The following is a 24,978-nucleotide window of genomic DNA, read 5'->3' on the forward strand; positions in this document are numbered from 1 at the left end:
AGGAATATCTTCCTCATATATAATTTTTGTTCCTTTCTCATCCATAGGTGCAGCCTTAAATTCTGCATCAACTACCGTTTCTTTATCCTTTGTAAACTTAAACGAAAATCCCGCTTGATTACTACCAACAATAGTAACTCTAATATCTCCATCTTCTTCATCTTCATGGACAAATCTAATTAAATATCTTTTCCCGTCTTGATTGTTCAAGCCGCCTATTTTAACTATTCTTTTCCCATTTGCTTCTGTTACCCTTGCGGTTGAACAAAGTCTTGCTAATGTATTACCATTCCATGTAAGCACTCCACTTTTCATTGTTACATCTTCTTCTGTAAGTACAGTTTTTTGTACAAGCCCCAAGTCATCTCCAACAGTTACAAATTTAGGTTTATATTCAAGTGTAGCTCCACCTGAAATAAATCCAAGCAAATTTGTATTAGCTTCAAGTACTTTGTCTTCTGGAATAGTTCCCGTAAATTCTGTTGTATAAAGTTTTCCACTCCCTAAAACAATTTTTTCATCAGCTTTTGCCATAATATCGCCTCCTATAATTTTTCAATAAAATCAAAATCGTACACAGTTTGAAAGAATTTTTCACTATCAATCCATGTACGATTTTTTTTATATTCTATTGATTTTTCATTTAATAAATTTTCTACCTTTTCCTCTGCTTCATGATTAATCCTGTCTGAATAAAGTTCAGCACTTACTGATCTATCTGCTATACAATTTTTATTATCAGCACCTCTTACCTTTATCTCTTCTGTAAAAATAACATACGGTAATGAAGGAGGTTTAATAAAACAATTTTCTGCTACTTCCATTCCTGTTGCTTTTATCCAAGCCTTAACGTCTGTTAGCATTTTCTATCGCCACCTTTGCTAATTCTTCCATTCGCCTTATTGCAAGTTCTTCACCATACTTTATATGTGGGAACTTCCCACTTCTTTTCCCATTTCTTAATGCATGGCCGTTTTCTAATAAATGAGTAAGTCTATGCTGTCCTTTAGCTACATACCATGTATTTCTCTTATTAAATCTATCTTCATAAGATGTTTTTACCCTAAAAGCTTTTACATATTTATTTCCTTTGTGTTGTTTAAAAGTGATATGATTTTTTATTTCTTCATTTGTTTCCTTTGCTACAATATCTACTGCTACTTTAACACCTTCCGCAACATTATTACTATAATTACTCATGCATTTAGTTATTTCATTAGCTAAATCATCTATTTTTATATTCATAATGTCACCTTAAACATTTCTAATTGCTTTAGCGTTAAATCAATTGATGGTGGATTAGATTCAAAAATATTTTGTACTAATTCAATGTCATATCTACCTACACCTTTAATTTCTAAAATATCATGATTATCTATACCTGGTACTTGTGATATCCTTATAACTGCATTAGTTTGTACTTGCACAGCCTTTGCCGCATAGTGTCTGCCAAACCCTAAAACTCTATTCTGAAATCCTAAATTATTGTACTTATATGTTTTATTTCCTTCTTCATCCTCATAATATATATCACATATGCCATCACTAAAGCTTGTAAATTCAATGTTATTTACTTTTATTTTCATCTTGCACCACTCTTGCTTGATTATCTAAGTGTAATGATAATAATTCACTGGCAAAATTAATTTCAAACATTTCCAAAGCATGAGAATTAGCATATCTACAATAATCTAATAATAATGATTTTGGTAAATCTTCTACCATAAAATCAAGATTAGACACTCCCGCTACATTGCTAAGACGTGCCATTCCTCTTTTTATAATTCCATTAAGGTTCTTATCTGTTTTTTCATCTTGCCAAGTTATATGAAGATAATCCTTAACATCTTGTAATAATGCCTTTAATTCTTCCTCTAACATTTAAATCACCTCACTAAGGTTGTGCCTTTGTATTAACAACACCTTTTACTTCCTTAACTGTTACACTTAATGTCATATCTTCTAACTTAGTAATATCTAATAACATAAATGCATTATTGTCTAATGCTTGTCCGTTACCAATAAGCTTTATAATATAATATCTTTCATCTTCAAGAAATTTATATTCATCTGAATATTCTATCTTACCATCTTTTGAGCCTGTTCCGATTCCCATTGCATACTTCTTAGCAATTCCTAGAATGGCTTCACCCTCTGAAACTTGAGTTGATTGTGCTATTGTAGTTGGATAAGGTAATACATTATTTTTGTATGTGCCATCTGGTAATTGAATAGTAGTAGCTGGCATAACTTTTTTATAATAATCAAAAGGGTTAACGATCATTATAAGATTATCAATAGTCCTTGCCTTTTTAGGGTCTACGGGATCTTGTGCTAATGTTGCTAATAATCCTCCAAAAGTCTTTGCAGATAAATCAGTTATTGCAACCGCTGTTTTCTTTGGATATACCCCATCTACAACGCTAACTCCTTCACCTATATTCCTATTCATTCCTATAGGCATCTCTTTACCAGTACCATTAATAATACCTTCCTCAAGTCCATATGCTACAGCTTCACTTAATACTGCTCTTACATATGCATCAATCCATTGAGGCCCTACTAAAAGCATATCCTTAGCAACTGGCATAAATGCAGTTAACTTGTTAAGACTTAAATCAAGTTTTCCTATTGCTCCTTCCAATTCTTGAGTAATAGCACTTGTTATTTTTCCCCATTTAGCAAGTTGAATTCCTTTTTTATTCATAAGCATTTTGGTTAACGCTGTCATATTTTGAAAATCAATCATGCTTAATAATTGGTGAGCTGCTCTCATATCTTCCATTACATTATCAATTACTGTTTCAGGTAATGCTATATCTAAATTAGTAATAGCTTGTTTTGGGTTAGCACTCTTTGCAGCGTCTATCCAGCTTTGATAGAACTTAGTTTCTTGTTGAGTTAATTGATGAATACCTCTCTTTTGAAGTATTGATTTGTCTTGCGTTTCTTGATATGCCTTTGCATCATCTAATACACTTTGTTGTATTTCTTCAGCAAATTCGGTAAATACTTGAACTATTGCCCCTTCATCCTCTGATTTCATTGCTGCATTAAATTTTTCCTTTAATTCTAGTTTTATTAAATCTTTACTTTTCATTCCCATAATTATTTTTCCTCCACTTTCTTTTTAAATATCATCATTATTTTTTCAGCGTTAGTTTTATTATTGCTAAATTGTTCAGGTACTTCTATAGGCTTTTCAACTTGCATAATTTGAGCTTGAACGCTTTGCCTAAATCTTTGCTGTGCTGCTTCAATTGTTTTATCTTCTTGACCTGCAATTTCATCAATTAACCCATACTCTAAACATTGATTAGCATTTAACCATGTCTGATTATCCAATAATTGTTTAAGAGTTTCTTTACTTAGCTTATTACCAGCTTTAGTTAAATAAGAACTGCAGCTTGCTTGATCAATAACTTCAACATCATTTGCTGCTTTTCTTAGTTCTTCTGCATTCCCATATGCGCTCATAGACGCATGATGAATCATCATTAAAGCATTAGTTCCCATTATAACTTTATCTCCTGCCATAGCAATAACACTCGCTATGCTACAAGCAAATCCATCAATATATACATTAACTTGTGCTGGATGTCTTTTAAGTTGACTGTATATTGCTATACCTTCCTTAACTTCTCCGCCATAAGAATTAACATATACATTAATTTCACTTGCATTTTGATTACTTTCAAGAACTTGTTTTATATAGTTTGCACTTGTTTCACTCTCCTGCTTCTCACCGGTCCACCAGTTATAAGAATCTCCTTCAACATCATCATAGATATAAATATCTAATATATTAGGATTATCAACTTGTTGTTTTATACTAAACATTGTCTTGTTTTTCAATTTCCTCACCTCCTTCCACGCTATTTACATCTTGATAGTTTTTAGTAATATAATATTTGCTTGCCCATTCTTCATTTATTTTTACATCTCCCAACTTTCTTCTAAGCTCATTAACGTTATAAGCTGAACATGCAATTAACTTATCTATTTTTTCAGCAATAGTGAATATATCTATATGCTTAATACAAGTAGTATCAACATTTAAATATGTTCCTGCTAAATATGCTTTTTTCCCATACCTTTTTCTATTAATCTCTTCATTTATCATATCTACCAAAGGATCAATGCAAAACGTAAGAAAATTATCTGTAATCTTTTCTATATCTGCTATATCTCCATTTAGTATCGCCGGTGGTATCTTAAGAACTTGTGCAACTCTAGCAAAAGCCTCTTTAATTAAATTCTGAATGTCAACAATTTCACTTGTAGACTTTTTATTTCCATCACCATTCTTTTCATCATATTCAATTCCTTTATTCAAGTTCAGAACTGCATTTTCTGCTTCAAAATATGCCTTGAATTTCTTTTCAAATAGCTCTTTTATGGTTTCTTTTTGCTTTTCATCACCACTTACTGTATTATCAATCCTAACAATTCCTTTTCTACCACCAGAGCGCTTATATTTTCCTATAGCCATATCAATTAGTTTGTTATAGCCACTTATTAAGCTTGATAGAAGGACTCGCATATCTTCATTATTTAATTTAAAATACAAAACCTCACTTATTTTAAATGTTTTATTGAATGTATAATCTTTTCTTGTTACACCTTCAAATATATTTTCCACCATGGCATACTCACGTTGATTAAAGTCATCTGCAATAATTAATTGCCCATTAAAACCAGATACAATTAGACACTCATTATTTTTAAGTAACTTTGAAACAAATTCTTGAATAAATTCAGTTGAATTCTGATTTACATTAGGTTCTATATTCCATGTATAATACTCATCATTCTTAACCTCTTTATTATTTAAAAATGTTCGAAATTCACATTTTGAAACACATCCTGCAATTAAACTAATCCCTATATTTATAGCAAAATCTTCTACTGCTAATTTTGTTAATTCATCAGATACCTTTTGATTTACATAAACTGTATCTTTATTTCCAAACATATCTTTTAAAAAATTAATAATCTTCAATTTTTCACCCACTTTCAAGACAAAATAAAAAAGCCTTATAAGTAAGACTTACTTTTTTTAATATGTGTAAACTCCAAAATCGAAGTCTATTTTTTCTGCAAAATCTTCTAAATTAACTCCATCAGCACACATTGCTGCTATAAATGCCATAAAACCATCTGTTTTCCTTGACTTTGGTTCTATTTTACTAAAGCTATAATTATCATGTGCCTCTGCTTTTAAACAAGTATTGTTTGTGTACCACCTCATAAGTGGATTATCTCCCCATACAATTTTATGATTGCTAAATAAACTATTAATAATTGGATATATAAGCATTTGATCACTTGGTCTTGTTAATTTTATATTGTTAGCACCTTTTTTATCTGTATCAAACCCTGCTGTCCTTAAAGATTTTGCAAGTAATGTATATCTATAATTATCCATTCCTAATATAGTAAGGTTATACTTTTGTGCTTGTTTTATTAACCATTCAGCAACTATATCTGGAGATATCTCTGGGCCATTAACAAACGTTAAAAATCCTGCTTCTTCCCACTCTCTTAACGGAGCTTTTATTCTTCCTAAGTCCTTAGAATTTTCACACACCCAACTATGACTTATCCAATAGTATTTTTCTTTATATTTAATTAGCAGTCCTGCACAAACAAAGTCTGTTGTTTTAGCGTAATCTATTCCTACTCTACAAATAGCTCCGGTAAGGTCTGGGATAGGTTGATTAGTAGCCAAAATATTATCCCATGAAGTAACTTCCCTATCTACTTTTCCCTCAGGAATATTCATTCTTTTAGTCATAAAAGCACTATTGCTTATAGGATCATCTTTATAATCAATGTATTCTTTTTCTATTTGCATCCTAAGTTCTTCATTATAATGCAAACTAGGATTAGCTTTATCCCACATCTTAGGATTATCTACTTCTTTTTTATTATCTAGCTTACATATAAAAGGCAATAATCCATTATCTTTTATCACTCTATTTAATATTTGCTCTGATCTGGCTATTAACTTATCAAGCGGTCCATCTCTTACATCTCCATTAGTGGTTGTAATCGTAGTCCTAGGATTTTTCTTTTTGCCTAAACCAGTTTTAAATACCTGAATACAATCATAATTTTCATATTGATGGTATTCATCAAAATCTACTTTTCCTGGTCTGCCTCCATCTTTTGTCTTTGCATTGCTAGTTCTAAATTTAAGCTTTGATTTTGTTTTTAAATTTTGTATACATTCCTTATTCCAATAAAAATGTCTTTTTAGTTTATTTTCATTTTCTTCTAATACATTATATACATCATCAAATGATGTTCTCGCTTGTTCTTCTGCATTAGCGCATATATCAATGTCATAATTCTTTATATTGTTGTATTCAGATATTAAACAAAAGTCCTCAAAGCTTAAATAGCCATTCTTTCCAGCTCCACGACCAACCAATATGAATAAATCAGGCCATCTTAATATACCTGGCTTTGAATAAGTACAGTTATGCAACGTAAAACAAAATACTTCCCATTCTAATAACTTAAACGGAAAGTATTTCTGTAAACTCAAGTAATTATTTAATTGTTCTTCATCTACAAATAAATTTTCTTCAGCAAAACACTTCTCTACATAATCACATAGCAAAAGTTGTTCTTTACAAACTTCAAATGATCCACTACGAACTAGGTCAATATAATTTTGTATTTCTGGAATTAATTTTTTACAACTTATCATCTTTATCACTAACTACATTTTCAGTTGTTAAACCTAGTTCTTTTAAAATTGCTAACTTTTGCTTATTATACATAACTGCATTTTTTACAGATGGGTTTTCCTTTTCTACCTCATACCCTGATGCTGACGTTGATTTGTAAGTTTTACCCCTAATTTTTATATCCTTTTGCATCGCTTTTTCTTCATTAAAATACCAAATATAATCATCAATTAACCCTAAAAAATGTTCAACATTTGCGTCTTTATTTTCAAGTTGTTTAATCAGCGAATCCTTTATTTTTCTTGCACTAGCCATATTTTTATATCCTCCTTTCATTCAATTTTCTCTCTATTTTTTATCACGCACGCGATTTAGACGTTTTGTCGACCCTACTACCCGTTCTCCCATAGCCAGGAGTTTTTTCATTTTTTTCACCCGGGGTATCACCATCTTTCCTCATTTAATAAGACTTTAGGTTTATAATTCCTTCTCTTTTCAGGATGCAATTCATTATGACATTCCTTACATACTGCCATTAGATTACTCTTAGTCAAGGCTAGTTGTGGATGCTTGTTAACATGTTTGATATGATGTACTGTTGTTGCTTTACTATATTCTCCTTTAGCTTTACACATCTGGCATTCATGATTCTGTTCATCTAATACCTCAAGCCTTAGATGTTTCCATGCAGTTGATACATAGAAACCATGAATATTATTATCTCTTATTAACTTTGTGATCCATTTAATTAATTCTATTTCATCCATCAAATTAATTTCTTTTTCTCTGTTATTCTATCTAGAGTACTTTCAATATCTTTTAAATCATTCTTGAGTTGCTCTATATCTTCTTTGCCCTCTACTTTTATATTGATAGTTAATCCTAGTTTATCTTTCTCCATGTTACCTACCTTCTTTCTATTTTGTTGCATAATAAAAGAACCCTATTTCTAGAGTTCTTAATTTTTAAATATTATTTTCTTATTCCTACTTCTAATACAGTTCTCTTTAATTCTTCCTTAGTATACATTTGCCCATGTCCTTCTAGGCTTCCTACATCTAAAACAAAACTATCTGAATTATTTTCTAACATTCTATTTTGAAAAAGTATTCTATGTTCTTTTTGTTTTTTGTATGAATTATCTTTCCAAAATGCAATATTCTTAAAATCTTTTTCAACACTTTTATTTAAATCCTGTAAATTTATTTTATTATCATAGTAAGTCACCTTTTCACCTGTCATTGCAATATTCTCTTTTTCACAGCATGTTTTAATTTGCTCAAAAAAATAATTTGGCTCAATTAACGATGCAGTATCCCAATAACTTTCACCAAATGTATCTCCTAAGATTTTCTCAAAGTTCAATTCATAAATATTAAACTCCTCATCTTCTCTTATAAATTCTAAATCTTTCTTTAGAATGCAGCATGAACAAAAAACAGGCATTTTATCCACATCATCATATGTTATTCTAGCCTTTCCATTACCACTAAATAAAGTTAAATTACTTTTAGGATCAATAAAACTAAACTCCACATCATTTAGTATTTGTGTTCCCTCATTGATATCTCCCCTTGATTTATCTCCAAGTTCTTTTTCATAATTTCTATAATACTTTAATCTTCTTGTATATAACTTTCCATTCATCAGTTCTTCTATATGTTTCTTTTCCCCAAACTTTACAATTAAAAATAAAATATCTTCCTCACTCATATTTCAACTCTCCTTTTACTTATACATTTCTACACAACTTTGTTAATTCCTTCAAAAAAGAAGTCTTTTTTACGAATTTTTAAAAGAATTTAATATTAAACTTTTTACTAAATAAATTTGACTTAATACATATTGTGTTAACTTTTTCTAATCATTTCTAAAGCATTTATTTTTAACGCTTAAATGCCTTTTTTAATTCCACCAAGTAACATTTCCTCATTGTGTTTACTTTTAGAGAAAATAAAAAAAGATTTATATGTCAAAATCCCTTCTAGCTTGATTCATTTTATCTTGATTTATTCCAATGTATTTTAAAGTAATTGATTCTTTAGAATGATTAAACATCTGCATCAATGTTGCTATATCTCCTGTTTGTTTATAGTAATGAAATCCAAATGTTTTTCTTAATGTATGTGTTCCTAGATTTTCAACTCCGAATCTATCACCTATATCTTTCATTATCTTCCATGCCATTGTCCTTGATATAGCCTTATTAATATTGCTTTTTCTAAATAAATAATCTTCTTGATCCATTTCAAAGCAGTATTCTTTATAAATCCCCCTTAGTTTTGGATTAATTTCAATTAGATTTCTTTTACCTGTCTTTTTTTCTTTAATGTCTATATACTTCTTATCCTTAACATCTTTAACTTTAAGTTTTAATATATCTGATATTCTCAATCCTGTATAAGTACCTGTCATTATTAGAACATAATTTCTAAGACTTTCCCTTTTTACAGTTGCCTGAATATCATGAAATATATCTGCATCTCTTATCGGCTCTACAAAATTCATATATGCATCACCTGCCTTATAGCGCCATGTTTTCTTTTGTATGCTGATTCTTTCATACACTCCCTTAAATCATCTGTTTGAATAGCTTTTCTAACATTTTTACTAGAGCAATGAGAACATACTAAATATCTTCCACTCTCAATCTCATTTGTTAAAACTATAGTAGTTTTATTGCATCTTAAGCATTTTAATATAGTGTATTGTTTTAGCACATTCTCACCTCCTTATGTGTACAACACTATATTTATTTTGTTGCATTAAAAAAGCACCTAGATTATTAAAACCTAAGTGCTTTCTATGTCTTTTAATAATATTAATATACTACATAATTCTTTCCCTTACTAGATACTTTTTACATTACCTTTAGTGTACCTTTGCTAGTACCCTTGCTAGTACCCTTATACAAATTTAATCTTATTTAAACCTCTCTCAATAGCTTTCTTTATGCTTTTATTACTTCTTCGTAATTCTTGTGCTGTTCTTGTTATACTCTGATTTTCTATTAATGCTTTCATTATAACTTCTTTATCTTCCCTTTCAATTTTTTCACTTTGAGGGCTAGAAATTATATCTAATCTTTTTAATGCATTATCTACTCTTTTGTTAGCTATTTTTTTCCTTTCTATCTCTATCCTAAGTGTTTCTATCTGATTCATCGCAAAATCATTGTTTTTACATTTCATTGATGTTTGTACCTTTTCTTCAAAGCTTGGACTTCCTAAACTATCTCCCAATTCTAAGTCTTTAATTTTTAGTTCCATATCTTCTATATCTCGTTCTCTTAGCTTATATGCTCTTAATTCTGCTATTTTTTCTTTATTGTCCATACTCTCACCTTCCAATGTATTCTTTAAATTCATCTACAATCTTAGTAATTCTTTCAAGCGTTCTTTTTTCTTCCCCCAATTCTTTTCTTTGCTTCTTAACCTTTTCAATAGAATATTTACTTTCATCTAAATTTTCTATTGCTTTATCTACTGCAGCCATAGCTCCTTGACTTATTTCAACTCTTAATTCCAAGGAATGTTTTATAATACACCAATCCTTATAACTTAATTCTCCACTAATTTCATACTCTTTTTTACAATGAGTACAATATGCAAAATACCTCTTTTGTTTCACTGCTCTACCATTTAAATGCATATTATATATTTCTTTTCTTATAAAGAGATACCTACTACTCTTCAATGCTGTATTTATAGTAAAATCTTTTACTTCTTCTGATACACCTGCTCTAAAGTGTTCTAACAATTGTTCTATTTCTAACTTTTCTTTTTCACACATAATTTCAAGTCACCCCTATACTAATAAATCTTTTAAATTAACGCTAAAATTCTTATGTTGAGTTATTGGCTCTTTTACTACCGGTTTAACCTCTTCTGCTTCTACCTTAAGCATCTTATCCTGTACAGCTTCAAAGCCATAAAATTTCCTAACAAGTTTGTATACTTCCCTATCTTCTAGCACTGCACAATTCTTAACAGCTTTCTTTTTAGCAACCTTCTCAACTTCTTTTAAACTCTTCTCTATTGTTTCTCCATTAACAATTTTTTCTGCCGCATCTTTATTGATTTCTATCTGCTTTAATAAGTAATTTCCAATCGCTTGGACATATGGATTCTTATTTTTCTCCATTTCTTTCTTTATTTTTTCTATTGCCTTTTCTATCATTTCTCTCCACCTCTTCAATTTAATCTCTTATTACTTGTCTGTATTTTTATAAGCGTATATCTGAAGAATCCATACCCACTATATTCTGGATTATGAACTCCTGTTTCTACTGTATCTTTATCTACGTAATATCCTTTTTTAGCTTTTGCCTCTACTCTGAAATATTCCCTATATGATATCTCCTTTTTTTCAGGTTCTGGCATAACTAGGTTTTTACTGCAATTCCATCTCTTGTTTTGCATTTCTTTAGTTGTAGATGTTTGTTTTATTAAATAACTTGCTAAGTCTCTATATTGTCCAGAATCATCCAAAGGAAAAATCTGCGGTCTACCTTTTGTCCAACATTTTCTTATAATCTCTAAATCTATCTTATTTATTACCAAATGATGATGCATTGCTCCTTTACTTCCTATTTCCATCACATGAATATACTTAAGTTCTTTCCCTTGCTTTTTAAATTCATTTCTAAGTGACCTTAAAAACTTATTAGCATCCTTTCTCATTTCCTCTTTTGTTCCTGGTCTTTTATCTTTTTCATATCCAAGTACAAGATGAAAATCTCCTCCTTGAAAGTTTTCATTTATCTTCCATCTCAATTTTTTCTCTGCTTGTTTATAATTAATTTTCTTTTGTTCTTCTCTAGTGGGTTTTACCTTATCTGCTCTCTTAATCCCTTTTTTCTTAAATATGCTTGTATAGTATCTTTCTATCTCTATAGTTTTTCCTGCTTTACATATACTCTCTATATATGGCATAACTCTCACCTTTCTTTTGTCTACATAATTTAAATTTAAAGTCATATATTGTTCTAAAGATAATACGTTTATCAAGTCTTAAATGCGGCTTAAATCCGCTATTTTTTTGATTAATATATAAACTAAAATTCAAATTATTTTGGATAAAATTACACCTATTACGAGCCAAATAAAACCTTGTATTACAACCAAAAATTAGCTATAATAAATATGAAGTTTTTTATCAGGCTTCACACACATTGCAACCCGTCCAAAGCTTGCAATGTGTATTTTTTTGTAATAGTTTTATTGATAACTTCTTTCAATAAAGTCTTCCTCCCATGCAAGCTATTATTATTTCTTCCTTGTTGTACTTACCATACTTAGGTAGCACACTTTTTAATAGCTTGTACATGTTTTTATCACTAAGTTCTAGTGCTTCTTGTATCTCTTCTCTTAATAACTCTTCTTTTTCTAATCTTCTAAATAGTTCTTCCTGAACTCTTAATTTAAGTTCCTTGTTTAATTGCTTATTATGATGTGCTCCCTTTTTATGGTCTCTGTGATGGCAGTAACATAAGTAAGTAAAATTAAACTCGCTATCTTCTAGAGCCTTACACTCACTTTTAAACACAATATGATGTAATTCTGCATAGTTTGCTCCGCATATTTCACAGTAATGTATTTCCCTCATGCTTATACCATCGCAAATAACTTAGTATCATCTATTGCTATCTTCTGTCGTTTCCTTCCTTTGAAAAATTCTTCTTTTTTCTTTGCTGCTTCTCGCTCTCTTTTTTCTCTATTCTCATCAGCTAATATCTTCATATTTAAATAAATGCTTTCCTCGCATAATGCATATATAACCTTTACTCCTGATTCTTTTAAATTAAATTTTTCTGAAACTTTTTTAATTAATTTTTCTTTTGTCTTTTTTTCAAAGTTTGCTTTAATATAATTAGTTGCTTCTGCTGTTCTACTTTTTTTAGCCATTTTCATTCCTCCTTATTTAATTTAAGAAACTTCCTGCAACATAAATTAGACTTATTAATGTCAATATTGTTAATGTTGTATTGATAACTATTCCCTTAGTTTTTCTGCTTATTGTCATTTCTCTAAAGAACAATGCAAAGAGCACTATTAGATAGAGAATCGTTAATGTACCTGTACATACTTTTACCAAATCATACATTTTAGTCCTCCTAATATTTATTACTTCCCTCAACATATGGTAAAATATTGTTGAAAGGGGGTGTTACTATAAAATACTTTTACATTTTTTTAGTAATCATTTTGTATAAATTAGTTATAAACATAATTGCTTTTATAAAAGTTAAATACTTTTATAAAAGATATACTCTATGGTTATTTCAAGATAGAGATATGTCTCTAGTTACATATAGAAGGGCTATCATCACTCTTTTCAAAAATGCTGATATAAAAGACGCATATATTCCAACTACCTCTAAAATAGGATATGGAAGAATTGCTAGTTTTAACGCCTCGATAATGAATTCTTTCCCATCTGCTTATGAAGATTTTGCAGTTAATATTACAAGAATGTTTCACGAAGCAATTGGCGTATATCGCAGCAGGATTTTTGAAACCTTTAGTCCTATCTATTGGATAAATTCATTGATTTTCTTACCAAAGAGATTTTTGACTTACTTAGGATTAAATGCTGAATCAGTTATAGTGAAACTACTTCAATGTATTTGGTGGTTTATTGCACCTATAGCTCTTATATTAAGAACGCAAATCGTTGATTATATAATGCACTTATTACCTTCCTAAGCTCTTTAATAACTCTATTTCATACATTCGATATTTTTTATTGGTACACAGAAGTATCGAATGTGTGATAAACCATAACAATAATATATCTTTCATTGAGTTCTCTCCTTAGTTACTTTAATTGAACTGGTACTTCTGGAGCAGTCTCTTTTTTATTTACCATTACCTTCCCCCCTTTATTTCTCTTAAACACTCTTTACATACGTTCTTTCCTTTAAAATTAACTACTCCACTCGCTTCTCCACAAAATACACACGCTGGCTCATATTTCTTTAATATTATTGTTTCTCCTTCTGTATAAATTTCTAATGAATCTCCTTCCTTTAATTCAAAGTTTCTTCTTAGTTCTATTGGTAGAACTATCCTTCCTAATTGGTCTAAATTTCTTACTACTCCTGTACTTTTCATTTCCTTTTCCTCCTCAAATTTATTTAAACTAAAAATTACTAGTTATAATTGCTCTTAAGTTAAAAAATTATTGTCCGATTATTTGTTATGTTAAGATAACATAGTTTTTAACACATCAAATTTTTCTTTATAAAAACTTAATTCCTTTTCTAACTCTTCAATTTTTTTATCTTTTCGTATCCTTTCCATTGGTGATAAAGGATTAGTCCCATGGAGTGATTCTATTTTGATTATTTCTTCCATGTAATACATAGGACTTTCAAAATTCGGATTTCTTGTCAATGTTCCATTAGATTCATAATTGCAAATAGTGTTATAGCTTAATCCCCATCGTTCCATCAATTCTTTTCTTGTTACCAAAGTTCTTAACATACATGCCCTCCCTTTTTACTCTCTAGGAGTAATTTTCTCATAAAAATTTTATCTAGCGATAACCCTAATATATTGGCTATGTCAACAGCTGTTTGCAAACTAGGATTTTTCCTTTTTGATTCTATATCACAAATAAGGCTTGGACTCTTTGAGATCATTCTAGCTAAATCACTTTTACTTAGATTGTTCTTTTTTCTGGCTTTTATCATTTCTTCCCTGAACTTATCCATTAATTCCATGTATCTCACCTCCCATTTACTCTCCATGAGTAAATTTTATTACTCTTGTCGAGTAAATACAATTCTCATTTTTTACGCTTTAAGACAAAAAAGAAAGAATACAAGAGAATAACTCTATTATCCTTCCATATTTTCCATTTTGCTTTAAATTACGCTTATTGTGACACTTTACACCTTCGGCGTAATATTTTATACTATTATCATTAAATAAAGGAGATACATCAATGAGTATTGGAGAAAAAATTAAATCACTTAGGAAATTAAATAAATTAACATTAAGAGAACTTAATTCAAAAACAGGTCTTTCTATATCCTTTATATCCGATATAGAAAACAAACGTAGGAATCCAAGCATTGACAACTTAAAATTATTAGCAAGTGCACTAAATGTATCAGTAAGTCAATTGTTAGATGATTCAAATGACTTAAGTTTAAAAGATATGCAAACTAAAAAAGAATCTATAGATCATAAACTTAATTTGCTAGAAGGTGATATGAAAGTATTATTTCAAAAAGTTAGTAAACTTTCAGAAGAAGATCGTCAAAAAGTTATTAAAATGCTTGATATATTTATTGACGAAAATAATAAATAGGAGGAGTGAAAATGGAGTACAATATCACTTATAGAAAAAAGAATAAAGGATGGCAATACATTATTTCTAGAAAAGAAAACGGAAAATGGAAACAAGTAAAGTCAAAGCAAGGTTTTAGAACAAAAAGCGAATCAAAGCCATTTGCCGAAAAAGCTTTAAAAGAATTGAAGGATTCTGAAAATTTAAATCAAGAATTAAATGGATTAACATTTGAGAAATTTAAAGACATGTATTTAGCCCATATTAAACTTCATATGCAAGATAACACTGTAAAACTGTACAATATGGCACTAAATCATTTTAAACCTTTATATAATATGGAAATGAGCGAAATAACTACTATTCATATTCAAAATTGTATTGATAGTATGACAAAAAAAGATTTGTCCTATGGAACTATTAAAACCTATAAAAATAGAATTACAGCAATATTCAACAGTGCTCAAATCAAATACAACATTCTTTCTAAATCTCCTGCGGTCAATCTTGAAATAAAGTCTAAAAAGGAACCTAGTAAGAAAAAGGCATTAACGGAATTTGAACTTAAGGACTTAATATCTAAAACAAAAAATTTAAAATATAAAGTTATTTTCTCTTTAGCAGGTATGTGCGGGTTAAGAATCGGTGAAATTTTAGGATTGAAATGGAATAAAATAGATTTTATAAATAATACTATAACAATTGATATCCAATGGAAAAATATAGATTATAAAACTGTAGGCTTTGGTCCTCTTAAAACTCAAAATTCATATAGGACCATACCGCTACCACCTTATGTAAGAAGCTTGCTTTCAGAATGGCAAAAAAGCAATCCAATAGATATAAGTCAAAGAATTATAGTTTATAAATGCATATCCGGTTTAACCGTAATGTTAAGAAATTATACAAAAAAAATAGGATATGATTTATCTATTCATGAATTTAGGCATACTTATGCAACAAGTCTAATCGCTAGAAATATAGATTTTAAAACAGTAGCTAAATTAATGGGGCATGATGTTGAGCAAACTATGAAAACATACTCCCATGTTACTGATGAAATGTTGAATAATGCTACAAATATAATAAATAATATTTTTTAAAATTTATTTTTGACGTTTCTTTTGACGAATTGCATTTTACAACTCTAAACTCTTGATATTTCAAGCCTAATCTACCTTTATTTTGTTTTCTCTAGCATAATAAAAAAGATATTGTTGCGCAAAACCTGATACCTCACCAAATTTATTTCTTGCAAATATTCTAATTTTATTAAGAGAACCTTCTTCCGCATTGTAAAAATGCATCATAGCTCTTTTTACCCATACATCTACAGGGAAAGATGAATATTTTTTCATAGAAAATAACATAATACAGTCTGCCACCTTTGCCCCAACACCTTTGAATTTTTGCAATTCTTCATGACATTCATCTGCAGGCAAACTTGCTATGTAGTCTAAATCATAGTCTCCTAATCTTTTAGCACTATTTACATTATTTATTGTATCTAATATGTACTTACTTCTAAAAGATGCTCCTGTCTCTTGTATTTCTTCCAATGTAGCATCTTTCAATTCACCTGGAGTAGGAAATGTATAATATGTATTTCCTTTATATTCTATAGGCTTACCCCATTTTTCAGCTATCTTTTTTATTGTTTTCATTATTGATGGAATACTGTTTCTGGCAGAAATTATAAAGCTTATAAGAATTTCAAATGGTTCTTGCTTTAAAATTCTAATCCCATATCCATATTCAACACTTTTACTTAATATTTCATCATTAGCTAAAGATTCTTTTACCTTACTATAATCTCTTTCCAAATCAAAATAATCAAACCATATGTTTTTAAAATCCTCTTCGTTACTATTTAGTATTGTTACATTATCATCGCTTTGAATAACCTCTATAACTCTGCCATGAGCAACTCCTATATAATTTAACTCCTTAACTTTTTCCCATCTAAAACACTGGCCACATTCAACTACTTGCTTTATATTAAAGTTTTTAACACCTTCAAGTACTATTTTATCTTTTTCATAAATTACGTTAGTATAATCCATTTAATCACCTTTTTCTAAATTTATATGTATAATTATATCATACATTAAATATTATTTAACAATAAATATTAATTATACCATATAAAAAAAGTGGCCAAGCCACTTTTTCTATTATCAACCCAAACAAACTAAGCTCCTTTTGATAAGTAATCATGAATTCCTTTTGCTGCTTTCTTTCCTGCTCCCATAGCTAAAATTACTGTTGCAGCACCTGTTACTGCATCTCCTCCTGCAAATACTCCTTCTCTAGAAGTAATTCCAGTATCCTCGGACGCAATAATACATTGTCTCTTATTTATATCTAACCCCTTAGTAGTTGAAGATATTAACGGATTTGGAGATGTACCAAGTGACATTATTACAGTATCTACATCTAGTACAAATTCAGATCCATCAACTGCTACAGGTCTTCTTCTTCCTGATTCATCTGGTTCTCCAAGCTCCATCTTGACGCACTTCATTCCAGTAACCCATCCTTTTTCATCTTGAAGGATTTCCGTTGGATTTGTAAGAAGGTCGAATATTACCCCTTCCTCCTTAGCATGATGTACTTCCTCAATCCTTGCAGGGAGCTCTGATTCACTTCTTCTGTAAACTATATGAACCTCAGCACCTAATCTTAATGCTGTTCTTGCAGCATCCATAGCCACATTTCCTCCTCCGACTACAGCAACTTTTTTACCAACTCTAATTGGAGTTTTATATTCATCTTTAAATGCCTTCATTAAATTATTTCGAGTTAAAAATTCATTGGCCGAACAAACACCATTTGCATTCTCTCCTGGTATTCCCATAAACCTTGGAAGACCTGCTCCTGATCCTATAAACACAGCTTGAAAACCTTCATTTTCAAATAACTCGTCTATAGTTACAGTTCTACCAACTATAACGTTTGTCTCTATTTTTACTCCAAGTTTTTTAACATTTTCAACTGCACCTTTTACTACTGTTTCTTTAGGTAGTCTAAATTCCGGAATGCCATAAACTAAAACTCCTCCAACTTCGTGCAAAGCCTCAAATATCGTTACCTCATATCCTAACTTTGCTAGATCGCCAGCACAAGTAAGTCCAGCTGGTCCACTTCCTATAACTGCAACTTTTTTACCATTCTTAGGCAAAGTTTCTGATAAATCTATGTTATTTTCTCTAGCCCAATCTGCAACAAACCTTTCCAACTTCCCTATTGAAACGGCTTCGCCTTTTATTCCAAGCACACAATTTCCTTCACATTGCGATTCTTGAGGACATACTCTACCACATACAGATGGTAAAGCCGAAGATTTAGCTATAATTTTCGCTGCATCTTCAAAACTGCCTTCTTTAACCTTTGCAATAAACTTAGGAATTTCTATATTAACAGGACATTTTTTCACACAATTTGGATTTTTACAATTTAAACACCTATTAGCTTCCTCCACTGCCTCCTCTTTATTATATCCTAAGCAAACCTCTTTAAAATTTGCTGCTCTAACTTTAGGATCTTGTTCATGAACTAGAATTCTTTTCATTCTATCCATTTATCTATCACCTCCACAAACTCCACAACCACCATGATGAGTATCTCCTTCTTTTTCTTTTAAGATTGCTCGTCCTTCTTCTGTTTTATACATAGCTTGTCTTCTCATAGCTTCATCAAAATTTACTAAATGCCCATCAAATTCCGGTCCATCTACACAAGCAAATCTGATTTTTCCTCCCACAGATACTCTACAAGCTCCGCACATACCTGTTCCATCTACCATAATTGGATTTAAGCTAACTACAGTAGGTATATTTAATTCTTTAGTTAATAAAGTAACAAACTTCATCATTATCATAGGCCCAATTGCTATTACTAAGTCATATCTTTTTCCGTCTTTATTTACTAAATCTTTCAACTTGTCTGTAACTAATCCTTTGTATCCTGATGATCCATCATCAGTTGCTAAATAATAATTTCCTGCAACCTCTTTCATCTCTTTTTCTAAAATTACAATATCTTTGTTTCTTGCACCAACTATAACATCTGCCTTTATCCCTTTTGAAAATAACCATTTAACTTGAGGATAAACAGGGGCTGTACCTACTCCCCCTGCCACAAATATTATTTTTTTATTTTTAAGTTCTTCTAATTCTTTATCCATTAGTTCAGAAGGTTTTCCTAAAGGTCCAACAAAATCTTGAAAATATTCTCCAACCTCATATTCAGCCATCTCTTTAGTTGATTCTCCTATAACTTGAAATACAATAGTTACTATACCTTTCTCCTTATCATAATCGCATATAGTTAATGGAATACGTTCTCCTTCTTCATCCATCTTTACAATTATGAATTGCCCAGGTTTAGCCGATCTTGCAACCCTTGGAGCTTCAACATCCATCAAATAAGTATTTTCATTAAGCTTTTCTTTTTTAACTATCTTATACATATTTTCGCCTCCACGAATACATATTTAGTTCTTTATAGCTATTATACATTAATTTCCAACAATTATTCAACTATTTTTAACTAATTTGGTTGTTTATATATATTATGGTTTTTATTTGAATTCAATTTTTCGAAAGATAAAAGTCATAATCGCTTACACAATTATGACTTTATTCATCATTTATAATCTAAAAATCTACTTTTGTTCCATCATAGGCACATCGGAATATTTTTTTCATCTCATCTTTGTTTATTTTTCTTGGATTTGAACCAGTACATGCATCTGCTATAGCTCTCTCTGCAATCAAATCAATACTTGAATCAAATTTTTCCTTATCTATACCGTATTCTTTTAATGTTTGTGGTATTCCCATCTTCTTATTAAATTCATCTATCATATTTATTAATGAATCTACTAATTCTTCTTCAGTATTTCCAGCTAGTCCAATCTTTTTAGCTATTTCTGCATACCTACTTAAAGATTCTTTCTTGTTAAATTCAATTACATATGGCAAATAAATAGCATTTGCACATCCATGAGGAATATGGAATACCGCACCTGTCTTATGAGCCATACTATGACAAATTCCGAGTAGTGCATTAGAAAATGCCATTCCTGCCATACATTGAGCATAATGCATTTGTTCTCTGCCTACATTATCACCATCATAAGATTTAGCTAAATATTCTTTAACCATCTCAATAGCTTTTAGAGCTAATGGATCAGTAAATGGTGAATGTAATGTTGCAACATATGCTTCTATAGCATGAGTTAAAGCATCCATTCCTGTATGTGCTGTTAATCTTGGTGGCATTGTCTCAGCTAGTTCTGAGTCAACTATAGCCATATCAGGAGTTATATTAAAATCAGCTAATGGATATTTAATCTCTGTCTTATAATCTGTTATTACTGAAAATGCTGTTACTTCTGTAGCTGTTCCACTAGTTGATGGTATAGCTAAAAACTTAGCCTTACTTCTAAGTTCTGGTATTGTAAAAGGATCCTTTATATCATCAAAGGATAGTTTCGGATGTTCATAAAATACCCACATAGCCTTTGCTGCATCAATTGGAGATCCACCACCCATTGCTATAATCCAATCTGGATTAAAGTCTCTCATAACTTCAGCACCTCTTAGCACTGTTTCTACGGATGGATCTGGCTCAACACCTTCAATAAGTTTTACTTCAATTCCTGCTGCTTTTAAATAATCCAGAGCTTTATCAACGAATCCAAACTTTCTCATTGATCCTCCTCCAAGAACAAGGACAGCTCTTTCTCCTTTTATAGATTTTAATTGTTCCATGGAACCTTTTCCATAATAAATGTCTCTTGGTAATGTAAATCTCATCATTCTTCTAAAACCTCCATAACTTAATACTTATATTTTACCATTTTGTAGTATATTTGTAAATGTACGGTCAATATCCATTTTCTAATTTTATTGCATAATAAAACAAATTTAAATGGATTAATTTAGCTCAATTTATTGCAAAAAAAGAGCTATCTCTTTTGAGATAACTCTTAAAATTACTATCTAGAATAATCGTAGAATCCTTTTCCAGTCTTTCTACCTAACCATCCTGCTCTTACATACTTTCTAAGTAAGCTATGAGCTCTATACTTAGAATCTCCTGTTTCATTGTATAAAACGTCCATAATAGCTAGAACGATATCTAATCCAACTAAATCTCCTAATGCTAAAGGTCCCATTGGGTGGTTAGCACCATATTTCATAGCTGTATCTATATCTTCAACTGAAGCAATACCTTCAGCATAAATTCCTATAGCTTCGTTTATCATAGGAATAAGAATTCTGTTAACTACAAATCCTGGAGCTTCTGCAACTTCTACAGGTTCTTTTCCAATTGCTAATGATAATTCCTTAACTGCATCAAAAGTTTCTTGTGATGTAGCTATTCCTTTTATGATTTCAACTAACTTCATTACTGGAGCTGGGTTAAAGAAGTGCATTCCTATAACCTTGTCTGGTCTCTTAGTAGCTGAAGCAACTTCTGTTATTGATAAAGAAGAAGTATTTGAAGCTAATATAGTTGATTCTTGACAGATTTCATCTAATTCAGCAAATATTTCTTTCTTAATCTTCATGTTTTCAACAGCAGCTTCTACAACTAAATCACAGTCAGCAGCTAACTTCATGTCAGTTGTTCCTGAAATTCTAGAAAGCACTGCTTCTCTATCTTCTTCAGTCATCTTTCCTTTAGCTACTTGCTTTTCTAATCCCTTAGCTATTCCAGCTATCCCTCTTTGTACGAATTCATCTTTAATATCTCTTACGATTACTTCACAACCCTTTTGTGCGAATGCTTGAACTATTCCAGCACCCATTGTTCCTGCACCAAGTACGAAAACCTTTTTCATAGATTATTCCTCCTAATCAATTCACAACTTACAATGCACAATTAATAAAATTATTACTCAATGTGCATTGTCTATTGTGTATATTATTTAAATTTTAACCTTATTATTTTTCACTAAATCAAACTACCTAATTCAAAAGTTATAATAACTGCAAATTATTCTGCACTCTTAACCTCTTTAAATTGAGCTATTAATTCTGGTACTACCTTTACAAGATCTCCAACTATTGCATAATCTGCAACCTTCATTATTGGAGCTGATTCATCCTTATTAACTGCTATAATAAGTTCTGAATCTTGCATACCAGCAACGTGTTGTATAGCTCCTGAAATACCACAAGCTATATATATTTTAGGTTTTACAGTCTTACCAGTTTGACCAACTTGATAAGCTCCATCAATCCATCCATTTTCAACAGCAGCTCTTGATCCTGCTACAGTTCCTTCTAGAACTTTTGCTAATTCTTCAAGTAGTGCGAAGTTTTCTTTATTTTGAACCCCTCTACCACCTGCTACTATAAATTCAGCTTCAGCTATATCAATGATATCTTTTTTAGACTTAATAGTTTCTAAAACTTTAGTTCTAAGATCACTATCAGTTAACTTAACTTCAACTTTTTCTATCTTACAGTTTGATGCGTCAGTCTTAACTGTTGCAAAAACACCTGGTCTTACTGTAGCCATTTGTGGTCTATGTTCTGGACAAGCAATTGTTGCCATTAAGTTACCACCAAATGCTGGTCTTGTAGCTAAAAGATCACCATTTTCAACTTCAACATCGATTGATGTACAGTCAGCTGTTAATCCTGTAGATAATCTAGCAGCTATTCTTGGACCTAAATCTCTTCCGATGAAAGTAGCTCCTACAAATAATATTCCTGGCTTTCTTTCTGTAGCTAAGTCACAAATTACCTTTGTGTAAGCATCTGTTGTATAGTGTTCTAAATCTTTATGATCTGCAACTAAAACTTCATCAGCTCCGTGTTCTGCTAAAGTCTTAGATAATCCTTCTATGTTATTTCCAAGTAATAAAGCTGTTAACTTTACTCCTAATTTATCAGCAACTCTTCTACCTTCACCAAGTAGTTCTAAAGATACTTTTTGTAATTCGCCTTCTCTTTGTTCAGCAAAGACCCAAACGCCTTTGTAATCTGCTATATTCATAATAAATTACCCTCCTATTATCCTAGATGTAGTGTTTTTCTTTTAATTTTCCTACAACATAATATGCTGCGTTTTTAGGTGATTCTTTAACTAATTCTCCTGATCCCTTAACTTCCTTAGTCATTGACTTCTTAACCTTTGTAGGTGAACCCTTAAGTCCTAGTTCAGCCTTATCTACATCTATGTCATCTGCTGACATAACCTTAATTTGGTCATCATTAGTTGCAAATATATTAGCAACATGCATGTATCTTGGTGCATTTAATTCTTCTATTGCAGTTAATAGACATGGAGTCTTAACTTCAACTACTTGGTATCCATCTTCTAAAGCTCTGTTTACTATTAAGCTATCGCCTTCAACCTTAACATCTTGAACATAAGTTACTTGAGGAATTCCTAAGTGTTCAGCTATTTCTGGTCCAACTTGTGCAGTATCTCCATCAATTGCTTGTCTTCCAGCAAGTACTACATCATAATCTAATTTTGCTATAACTCCTGCTAAAGACTTAGATGTTGCTAATGTATCAGCTCCACCAAGACATCTATCAGTTAATAATATAGCTTCATCAGCTCCCATACATAAAGCTTCTCTTAAAGTTGCTTTAGCCATTGGAAGACCCATGCTTACAACTGTTACTGTTCCGCCATGAATTTCTTTTAATTGAAGTGCAGCTTCTAAAGCGTGTTTATCTTCTGGATTCATTATTGATGGAACACCATCTCTAATTAATGTTCCTTTTACAGGATCTATTTTTACTGCTGTAGTATCTGGAACTTGTTTTACACAAACTACTATTTTCATTCTAAAAGTCCTCCTATCTTAATATGCTTCCTGCAATAACCATCTTTTGAACTTCTGAAGTTCCTTCATAGATTTCAGTTATCTTAGCATCTCTCATCATTCTTTCAACTGGATATTCTTTAGTGTAACCATATCCACCAAAGATTTGAACAGCCTTAGTTGTAACTTCCATTGCAACATCTGCAGCTAATAATTTAGCTCTTGCAGCATCTACTGAATATGGTTCTCCAGCTTGCTTCTTGCATGCTGCTTTGTATACTAAATGCTTAGCAGCTTCTATCTTAACGTCCATTTCAGCTATATACCATTGTAATCCTTGGAATGCTGATAATGGTCTACCAAATTGTTTTCTTTCTTTCATGTAATTAACAGCTTCTTCAAAAGCTCCTTCTGCAATACCTAAAGCTTGAGCAGCTATACCAATTCTTCCTCCATCAAGAGTCTTCATTGCTATACCAAATCCCTTACCTTCTTTACCTATTAGGTTTTCCTTTGGTACTACACAGTTCTCCATAACTAACTCAGTAGTTGAAGATGCTCTAATTCCCATCTTGTTTTCAAGCTTTCCTACTGAGAATCCTGGGAATGATTTTTCTACTATAAATGCAGATATTCCTCTAGTTCCTTGGCTCTTATCTGTCATAGCAAATATTATGAAAGTTTCAGCAACTCCACCATTTGTTATGAATATCTTTGAACCATTTAATATATAGTTATCTCCATCAAGTACTGCAGTTGTTTGTTGTCCTGCTGCATCTGTACCTGCTCCTGGTTCAGTTAATCCAAAAGCACCAACTTTCTTACCAGTGCAAAGATCAGCTAAATATTTTTCTTTTTGTGCTGGTGTACCATTTTCATTGATTACTGAAGCACATAAAGATGTATGAGCTGATAAAATAACTCCTGTAGTAGCGCAAACTTTTGATAATTCTTCTACAGCTATAATGTAAGAAAGAACATCTCCACCTGCTCCACCAAATTCTTTAGCAAATGGAATACCCATCATTCCAAGCTTGCCCATCTTTTCCACGTTTTCCATTGGGAATCTTTCAGTTTCATCGATTTCAGCAGCAATTGGTTTAACTTCATTTACTGCAAATTCTCTAACCATTTGTTGTACTAATTCTTGTTCTCTAGTTAATTGGAAATTCATTTAAATTACCC

Annotated in this window: 35 protein-coding genes and 1 pseudogene; 3 read left to right on the forward strand and 33 right to left on the reverse strand. The window is 30.9% G+C overall.

The features are described from left to right. The 22 genes and pseudogenes from FAY47_RS11540 to FAY47_RS11640 all read right to left on the reverse strand — a co-directional run. Nucleotides 1-534: pseudogene (locus FAY47_RS11540) on the reverse strand (hypothetical protein); the annotation flags it as partial. 11 nt (nucleotides 535-545) lie between these two features. After that, a complete protein-coding gene (locus FAY47_RS11545; RefSeq protein ID WP_143316867.1) occupies nucleotides 546-863 on the reverse strand; it encodes a hypothetical protein in 318 nt (105 codons plus the stop codon). After that, a complete protein-coding gene (locus tag FAY47_RS11550) occupies nucleotides 847-1,245 on the reverse strand; it encodes a hypothetical protein (protein ID WP_243129608.1) in 399 nt (132 codons plus the stop codon). The genes FAY47_RS11545 and FAY47_RS11550 overlap by 17 nt, the downstream gene beginning before the upstream one ends. Next, nucleotides 1,242-1,586, reverse strand: coding sequence for a hypothetical protein (locus FAY47_RS11555; protein ID WP_143316869.1), 345 nt, complete (start codon nucleotides 1,584-1,586; stop codon nucleotides 1,242-1,244). The genes FAY47_RS11550 and FAY47_RS11555 overlap by 4 nt, the downstream gene beginning before the upstream one ends. After that, complete coding sequence (locus FAY47_RS11560) at nucleotides 1,567-1,881, reverse strand: hypothetical protein (protein WP_143316870.1); 315 nt, start codon at nucleotides 1,879-1,881, stop codon at nucleotides 1,567-1,569. Before FAY47_RS11560 ends, FAY47_RS11555 begins: the two co-directional genes overlap by 20 nt. Nucleotides 1,882-1,894: 13 nt before the next feature. Then, entirely contained in the window at nucleotides 1,895-3,106 is a 1,212-nt protein-coding gene (locus tag FAY47_RS11565; RefSeq protein WP_243129609.1) for a phage major capsid protein, read from the reverse strand. A 2-nt stretch (nucleotides 3,107-3,108) separates the two neighbouring features. Continuing rightward, complete coding sequence (locus tag FAY47_RS11570) at nucleotides 3,109-3,855, reverse strand: head maturation protease, ClpP-related (protein WP_243129610.1); 747 nt, start codon at nucleotides 3,853-3,855, stop codon at nucleotides 3,109-3,111. Beyond that, nucleotides 3,833-5,002 (reverse strand): phage portal protein, encoded by a 1,170-nt coding sequence (locus FAY47_RS11575; RefSeq protein ID WP_143316871.1) that lies wholly within the window; start codon nucleotides 5,000-5,002, stop codon nucleotides 3,833-3,835. Before FAY47_RS11575 ends, FAY47_RS11570 begins: the two co-directional genes overlap by 23 nt. Nucleotides 5,003-5,059: 57 nt before the next feature. After that, nucleotides 5,060-6,718 carry a terminase TerL endonuclease subunit gene (locus FAY47_RS11580; protein WP_143316872.1) on the reverse strand — a complete coding sequence of 553 codons (1,659 nt, stop codon included), beginning with the start codon at nucleotides 6,716-6,718 and terminating at the stop codon, nucleotides 5,060-5,062. Further along, a complete protein-coding gene (locus FAY47_RS11585; RefSeq protein ID WP_143316873.1) occupies nucleotides 6,705-7,013 on the reverse strand; it encodes a P27 family phage terminase small subunit in 309 nt (102 codons plus the stop codon). Before FAY47_RS11585 ends, FAY47_RS11580 begins: the two co-directional genes overlap by 14 nt. 128 nt (nucleotides 7,014-7,141) lie before the next feature. Then, entirely contained in the window at nucleotides 7,142-7,465 is a 324-nt protein-coding gene (locus FAY47_RS11590; RefSeq protein ID WP_143316874.1) for an HNH endonuclease signature motif containing protein, read from the reverse strand. Then, nucleotides 7,465-7,599, reverse strand: a complete 135-nt coding sequence (locus FAY47_RS21195) for a hypothetical protein (protein ID WP_279232059.1) — start codon at nucleotides 7,597-7,599, stop codon at nucleotides 7,465-7,467. The genes FAY47_RS11590 and FAY47_RS21195 overlap by 1 nt, the downstream gene beginning before the upstream one ends. A gap of 71 nt (nucleotides 7,600-7,670) precedes the next feature. Next, a complete protein-coding gene (locus tag FAY47_RS11595) occupies nucleotides 7,671-8,411 on the reverse strand; it encodes a hypothetical protein (protein ID WP_143316875.1) in 741 nt (246 codons plus the stop codon). A 252-nt stretch (nucleotides 8,412-8,663) separates the two neighbouring features. Continuing rightward, the gene (locus FAY47_RS11600; RefSeq protein WP_143316876.1) at nucleotides 8,664-9,206 is read right to left on the reverse strand and encodes a tyrosine-type recombinase/integrase; all 543 of its coding nucleotides are present in this window, start codon (nucleotides 9,204-9,206) and stop codon (nucleotides 8,664-8,666) included. Continuing rightward, nucleotides 9,203-9,418, reverse strand: coding sequence for a hypothetical protein (locus FAY47_RS11605; RefSeq protein ID WP_143316877.1), 216 nt, complete (start codon nucleotides 9,416-9,418; stop codon nucleotides 9,203-9,205). Before FAY47_RS11605 ends, FAY47_RS11600 begins: the two co-directional genes overlap by 4 nt. A 186-nt stretch (nucleotides 9,419-9,604) precedes the next feature. Next, on the reverse strand, nucleotides 9,605-10,066 hold the full coding sequence (locus FAY47_RS11610) for an RNA polymerase subunit sigma (RefSeq protein WP_243129611.1): 462 nt from the start codon (nucleotides 10,064-10,066) through the stop codon (nucleotides 9,605-9,607). Beyond that, nucleotides 10,038-10,490 (reverse strand): hypothetical protein, encoded by a 453-nt coding sequence (locus FAY47_RS11615; protein ID WP_143316878.1) that lies wholly within the window; start codon nucleotides 10,488-10,490, stop codon nucleotides 10,038-10,040. The genes FAY47_RS11610 and FAY47_RS11615 overlap by 29 nt, the downstream gene beginning before the upstream one ends. Nucleotides 10,491-10,505: 15 nt before the next feature. Continuing rightward, the gene (locus FAY47_RS11620) at nucleotides 10,506-10,877 is read right to left on the reverse strand and encodes a hypothetical protein (protein WP_143316879.1); all 372 of its coding nucleotides are present in this window, start codon (nucleotides 10,875-10,877) and stop codon (nucleotides 10,506-10,508) included. A gap of 14 nt (nucleotides 10,878-10,891) precedes the next feature. After that, nucleotides 10,892-11,632 carry a hypothetical protein gene (locus FAY47_RS11625; protein WP_143316880.1) on the reverse strand — a complete coding sequence of 247 codons (741 nt, stop codon included), beginning with the start codon at nucleotides 11,630-11,632 and terminating at the stop codon, nucleotides 10,892-10,894. Nucleotides 11,633-11,933: 301 nt separating this feature from the next. Continuing rightward, nucleotides 11,934-12,305: a hypothetical protein gene (locus FAY47_RS11630; protein ID WP_143316881.1), complete on the reverse strand. Its 372-nt coding sequence runs from the start codon at nucleotides 12,303-12,305 to the stop codon at nucleotides 11,934-11,936. 2 nt (nucleotides 12,306-12,307) lie between these two features. Next, the gene (locus tag FAY47_RS11635) at nucleotides 12,308-12,604 is read right to left on the reverse strand and encodes a hypothetical protein (protein ID WP_143316882.1); all 297 of its coding nucleotides are present in this window, start codon (nucleotides 12,602-12,604) and stop codon (nucleotides 12,308-12,310) included. Nucleotides 12,605-12,620: 16 nt separating this feature from the next. Continuing rightward, on the reverse strand, nucleotides 12,621-12,803 hold the full coding sequence (locus tag FAY47_RS11640; protein ID WP_143316883.1) for a hypothetical protein: 183 nt from the start codon (nucleotides 12,801-12,803) through the stop codon (nucleotides 12,621-12,623). A gap of 101 nt (nucleotides 12,804-12,904) precedes the next feature. On the opposite strand from FAY47_RS11640, the gene FAY47_RS11645 reads away from it, so the two are divergent. Continuing rightward, the gene (locus FAY47_RS11645; protein ID WP_207706239.1) at nucleotides 12,905-13,405 is read left to right on the forward strand and encodes a hypothetical protein; all 501 of its coding nucleotides are present in this window, start codon (nucleotides 12,905-12,907) and stop codon (nucleotides 13,403-13,405) included. Between the two features lie 162 nt (nucleotides 13,406-13,567). Here the strand turns inward: FAY47_RS11645 and FAY47_RS11650 are convergent, their stop codons facing one another. From FAY47_RS11650 to FAY47_RS11660, 3 genes are all read right to left on the reverse strand, one after another. Then, entirely contained in the window at nucleotides 13,568-13,813 is a 246-nt protein-coding gene (locus FAY47_RS11650; RefSeq protein ID WP_143316885.1) for an AbrB/MazE/SpoVT family DNA-binding domain-containing protein, read from the reverse strand. 90 nt (nucleotides 13,814-13,903) lie between these two features. Further along, nucleotides 13,904-14,185 carry a transcription factor gene (locus FAY47_RS11655; protein ID WP_143316886.1) on the reverse strand — a complete coding sequence of 94 codons (282 nt, stop codon included), beginning with the start codon at nucleotides 14,183-14,185 and terminating at the stop codon, nucleotides 13,904-13,906. Continuing rightward, nucleotides 14,179-14,424: a helix-turn-helix transcriptional regulator gene (locus FAY47_RS11660; protein ID WP_185966813.1), complete on the reverse strand. Its 246-nt coding sequence runs from the start codon at nucleotides 14,422-14,424 to the stop codon at nucleotides 14,179-14,181. The genes FAY47_RS11655 and FAY47_RS11660 overlap by 7 nt, the downstream gene beginning before the upstream one ends. A gap of 224 nt (nucleotides 14,425-14,648) precedes the next feature. Here FAY47_RS11660 and FAY47_RS11665 point away from each other — a divergent pair, with 224 nt between their 5' ends. Then, nucleotides 14,649-15,017, forward strand: a complete 369-nt coding sequence (locus tag FAY47_RS11665; protein WP_143316888.1) for a helix-turn-helix transcriptional regulator — start codon at nucleotides 14,649-14,651, stop codon at nucleotides 15,015-15,017. Between the two features lie 11 nt (nucleotides 15,018-15,028). After that, a complete protein-coding gene (locus FAY47_RS11670; protein ID WP_143316889.1) occupies nucleotides 15,029-16,099 on the forward strand; it encodes a tyrosine-type recombinase/integrase in 1,071 nt (356 codons plus the stop codon). 66 nt (nucleotides 16,100-16,165) lie between these two features. Here FAY47_RS11670 and FAY47_RS11675 read toward each other — a convergent pair whose 3' ends face one another. From FAY47_RS11675 to FAY47_RS11710, 8 genes are all read right to left on the reverse strand, one after another. Continuing rightward, the gene (locus FAY47_RS11675; RefSeq protein WP_143316890.1) at nucleotides 16,166-17,059 is read right to left on the reverse strand and encodes a DNA glycosylase; all 894 of its coding nucleotides are present in this window, start codon (nucleotides 17,057-17,059) and stop codon (nucleotides 16,166-16,168) included. Between the two features lie 128 nt (nucleotides 17,060-17,187). Further along, complete coding sequence (gltA, locus tag FAY47_RS11680; RefSeq protein WP_143316891.1) at nucleotides 17,188-18,576, reverse strand: NADPH-dependent glutamate synthase; 1,389 nt, start codon at nucleotides 18,574-18,576, stop codon at nucleotides 17,188-17,190. Beyond that, nucleotides 18,577-19,467 (reverse strand): sulfide/dihydroorotate dehydrogenase-like FAD/NAD-binding protein, encoded by an 891-nt coding sequence (locus tag FAY47_RS11685; RefSeq protein ID WP_143316892.1) that lies wholly within the window; start codon nucleotides 19,465-19,467, stop codon nucleotides 18,577-18,579. Between the two features lie 187 nt (nucleotides 19,468-19,654). Further along, a complete protein-coding gene (locus FAY47_RS11690; RefSeq protein ID WP_143316893.1) occupies nucleotides 19,655-20,821 on the reverse strand; it encodes an NADPH-dependent butanol dehydrogenase in 1,167 nt (388 codons plus the stop codon). Between the two features lie 179 nt (nucleotides 20,822-21,000). Continuing rightward, nucleotides 21,001-21,849: a 3-hydroxybutyryl-CoA dehydrogenase gene (locus tag FAY47_RS11695; protein WP_143316894.1), complete on the reverse strand. Its 849-nt coding sequence runs from the start codon at nucleotides 21,847-21,849 to the stop codon at nucleotides 21,001-21,003. A gap of 155 nt (nucleotides 21,850-22,004) precedes the next feature. Next, a complete protein-coding gene (locus FAY47_RS11700; protein ID WP_143316895.1) occupies nucleotides 22,005-23,012 on the reverse strand; it encodes an electron transfer flavoprotein subunit alpha/FixB family protein in 1,008 nt (335 codons plus the stop codon). Between the two features lie 22 nt (nucleotides 23,013-23,034). Beyond that, complete coding sequence (locus FAY47_RS11705; protein ID WP_143316896.1) at nucleotides 23,035-23,814, reverse strand: electron transfer flavoprotein subunit beta/FixA family protein; 780 nt, start codon at nucleotides 23,812-23,814, stop codon at nucleotides 23,035-23,037. A 13-nt stretch (nucleotides 23,815-23,827) separates the two neighbouring features. Next, nucleotides 23,828-24,967, reverse strand: coding sequence for an acyl-CoA dehydrogenase (locus FAY47_RS11710; protein WP_143316897.1), 1,140 nt, complete (start codon nucleotides 24,965-24,967; stop codon nucleotides 23,828-23,830). Between the last annotated feature and the right edge of the window lie 11 nt (nucleotides 24,968-24,978).

The organism is Clostridium sp. HBUAS56017, assembly GCF_007115085.1.
In the GTDB taxonomy this organism is placed as follows: Bacteria; Bacillota; Clostridia; order Clostridiales; family Clostridiaceae; genus Clostridium; species Clostridium cibarium.

Bases quoted from the DNA above. Each gene is read 5' to 3' on its own strand.
- FAY47_RS11640 (WP_143316883.1), bottom strand. From the start codon at position 12,803: ATGTATGATTTGGTAAAAGTATGTACAGGTACATTAACGATTCTCTAT.
- FAY47_RS11655 (WP_143316886.1), bottom strand. From the start codon at position 14,185: ATGTTAAGAACTTTGGTAACAAGAAAAGAATTGATGGAACGATGGGGA.
- FAY47_RS11610 (WP_243129611.1), bottom strand. From the start codon at position 10,066: ATGAATTTAAAGAATACATTGGAAGGTGAGAGTATGGACAATAAAGAA.
- FAY47_RS11705 (WP_143316896.1), bottom strand. From the start codon at position 23,814: ATGAAAATAGTAGTTTGTGTAAAACAAGTTCCAGATACTACAGCAGTA.
- FAY47_RS11560 (WP_143316870.1), bottom strand. From the start codon at position 1,881: ATGTTAGAGGAAGAATTAAAGGCATTATTACAAGATGTTAAGGATTAT.
- FAY47_RS11615 (WP_143316878.1), bottom strand. From the start codon at position 10,490: ATGTGTGAAAAAGAAAAGTTAGAAATAGAACAATTGTTAGAACACTTT.
- FAY47_RS11685 (WP_143316892.1), bottom strand. From the start codon at position 19,467: ATGTATAAGATAGTTAAAAAAGAAAAGCTTAATGAAAATACTTATTTG.
- FAY47_RS11550 (WP_243129608.1), bottom strand. From the start codon at position 1,245: ATGAATATAAAAATAGATGATTTAGCTAATGAAATAACTAAATGCATG.
- gltA (WP_143316891.1), bottom strand. From the start codon at position 18,576: ATGGATAGAATGAAAAGAATTCTAGTTCATGAACAAGATCCTAAAGTT.
- FAY47_RS11545 (WP_143316867.1), bottom strand. From the start codon at position 863: ATGCTAACAGACGTTAAGGCTTGGATAAAAGCAACAGGAATGGAAGTA.
- FAY47_RS11625 (WP_143316880.1), bottom strand. From the start codon at position 11,632: ATGCCATATATAGAGAGTATATGTAAAGCAGGAAAAACTATAGAGATA.
- FAY47_RS11565 (WP_243129609.1), bottom strand. From the start codon at position 3,106: ATGGGAATGAAAAGTAAAGATTTAATAAAACTAGAATTAAAGGAAAAA.
- FAY47_RS11580 (WP_143316872.1), bottom strand. From the start codon at position 6,718: ATGATAAGTTGTAAAAAATTAATTCCAGAAATACAAAATTATATTGAC.
- FAY47_RS11675 (WP_143316890.1), bottom strand. From the start codon at position 17,059: ATGGATTATACTAACGTAATTTATGAAAAAGATAAAATAGTACTTGAA.
- FAY47_RS11555 (WP_143316869.1), bottom strand. From the start codon at position 1,586: ATGAAAATAAAAGTAAATAACATTGAATTTACAAGCTTTAGTGATGGC.
- FAY47_RS21195 (WP_279232059.1), bottom strand. From the start codon at position 7,599: ATGGAGAAAGATAAACTAGGATTAACTATCAATATAAAAGTAGAGGGC.
- FAY47_RS11665 (WP_143316888.1), top strand. From the start codon at position 14,649: ATGAGTATTGGAGAAAAAATTAAATCACTTAGGAAATTAAATAAATTA.
- FAY47_RS11595 (WP_143316875.1), bottom strand. From the start codon at position 8,411: ATGAGTGAGGAAGATATTTTATTTTTAATTGTAAAGTTTGGGGAAAAG.
- FAY47_RS11690 (WP_143316893.1), bottom strand. From the start codon at position 20,821: ATGATGAGATTTACATTACCAAGAGACATTTATTATGGAAAAGGTTCC.
- FAY47_RS11630 (WP_143316881.1), bottom strand. From the start codon at position 12,305: ATGAGGGAAATACATTACTGTGAAATATGCGGAGCAAACTATGCAGAA.
- FAY47_RS11590 (WP_143316874.1), bottom strand. From the start codon at position 7,465: ATGGATGAAATAGAATTAATTAAATGGATCACAAAGTTAATAAGAGAT.
- FAY47_RS11670 (WP_143316889.1), top strand. From the start codon at position 15,029: ATGGAGTACAATATCACTTATAGAAAAAAGAATAAAGGATGGCAATAC.
- FAY47_RS11600 (WP_143316876.1), bottom strand. From the start codon at position 9,206: ATGAATTTTGTAGAGCCGATAAGAGATGCAGATATATTTCATGATATT.
- FAY47_RS11620 (WP_143316879.1), bottom strand. From the start codon at position 10,877: ATGATAGAAAAGGCAATAGAAAAAATAAAGAAAGAAATGGAGAAAAAT.
- FAY47_RS11660 (WP_185966813.1), bottom strand. From the start codon at position 14,424: ATGGAATTAATGGATAAGTTCAGGGAAGAAATGATAAAAGCCAGAAAA.
- FAY47_RS11695 (WP_143316894.1), bottom strand. From the start codon at position 21,849: ATGAAAAAGGTTTTCGTACTTGGTGCAGGAACAATGGGTGCTGGAATA.
- FAY47_RS11635 (WP_143316882.1), bottom strand. From the start codon at position 12,604: ATGGCTAAAAAAAGTAGAACAGCAGAAGCAACTAATTATATTAAAGCA.
- FAY47_RS11710 (WP_143316897.1), bottom strand. From the start codon at position 24,967: ATGAATTTCCAATTAACTAGAGAACAAGAATTAGTACAACAAATGGTT.
- FAY47_RS11700 (WP_143316895.1), bottom strand. From the start codon at position 23,012: ATGAATATAGCAGATTACAAAGGCGTTTGGGTCTTTGCTGAACAAAGA.
- FAY47_RS11585 (WP_143316873.1), bottom strand. From the start codon at position 7,013: ATGGCTAGTGCAAGAAAAATAAAGGATTCGCTGATTAAACAACTTGAA.
- FAY47_RS11650 (WP_143316885.1), bottom strand. From the start codon at position 13,813: ATGAAAAGTACAGGAGTAGTAAGAAATTTAGACCAATTAGGAAGGATA.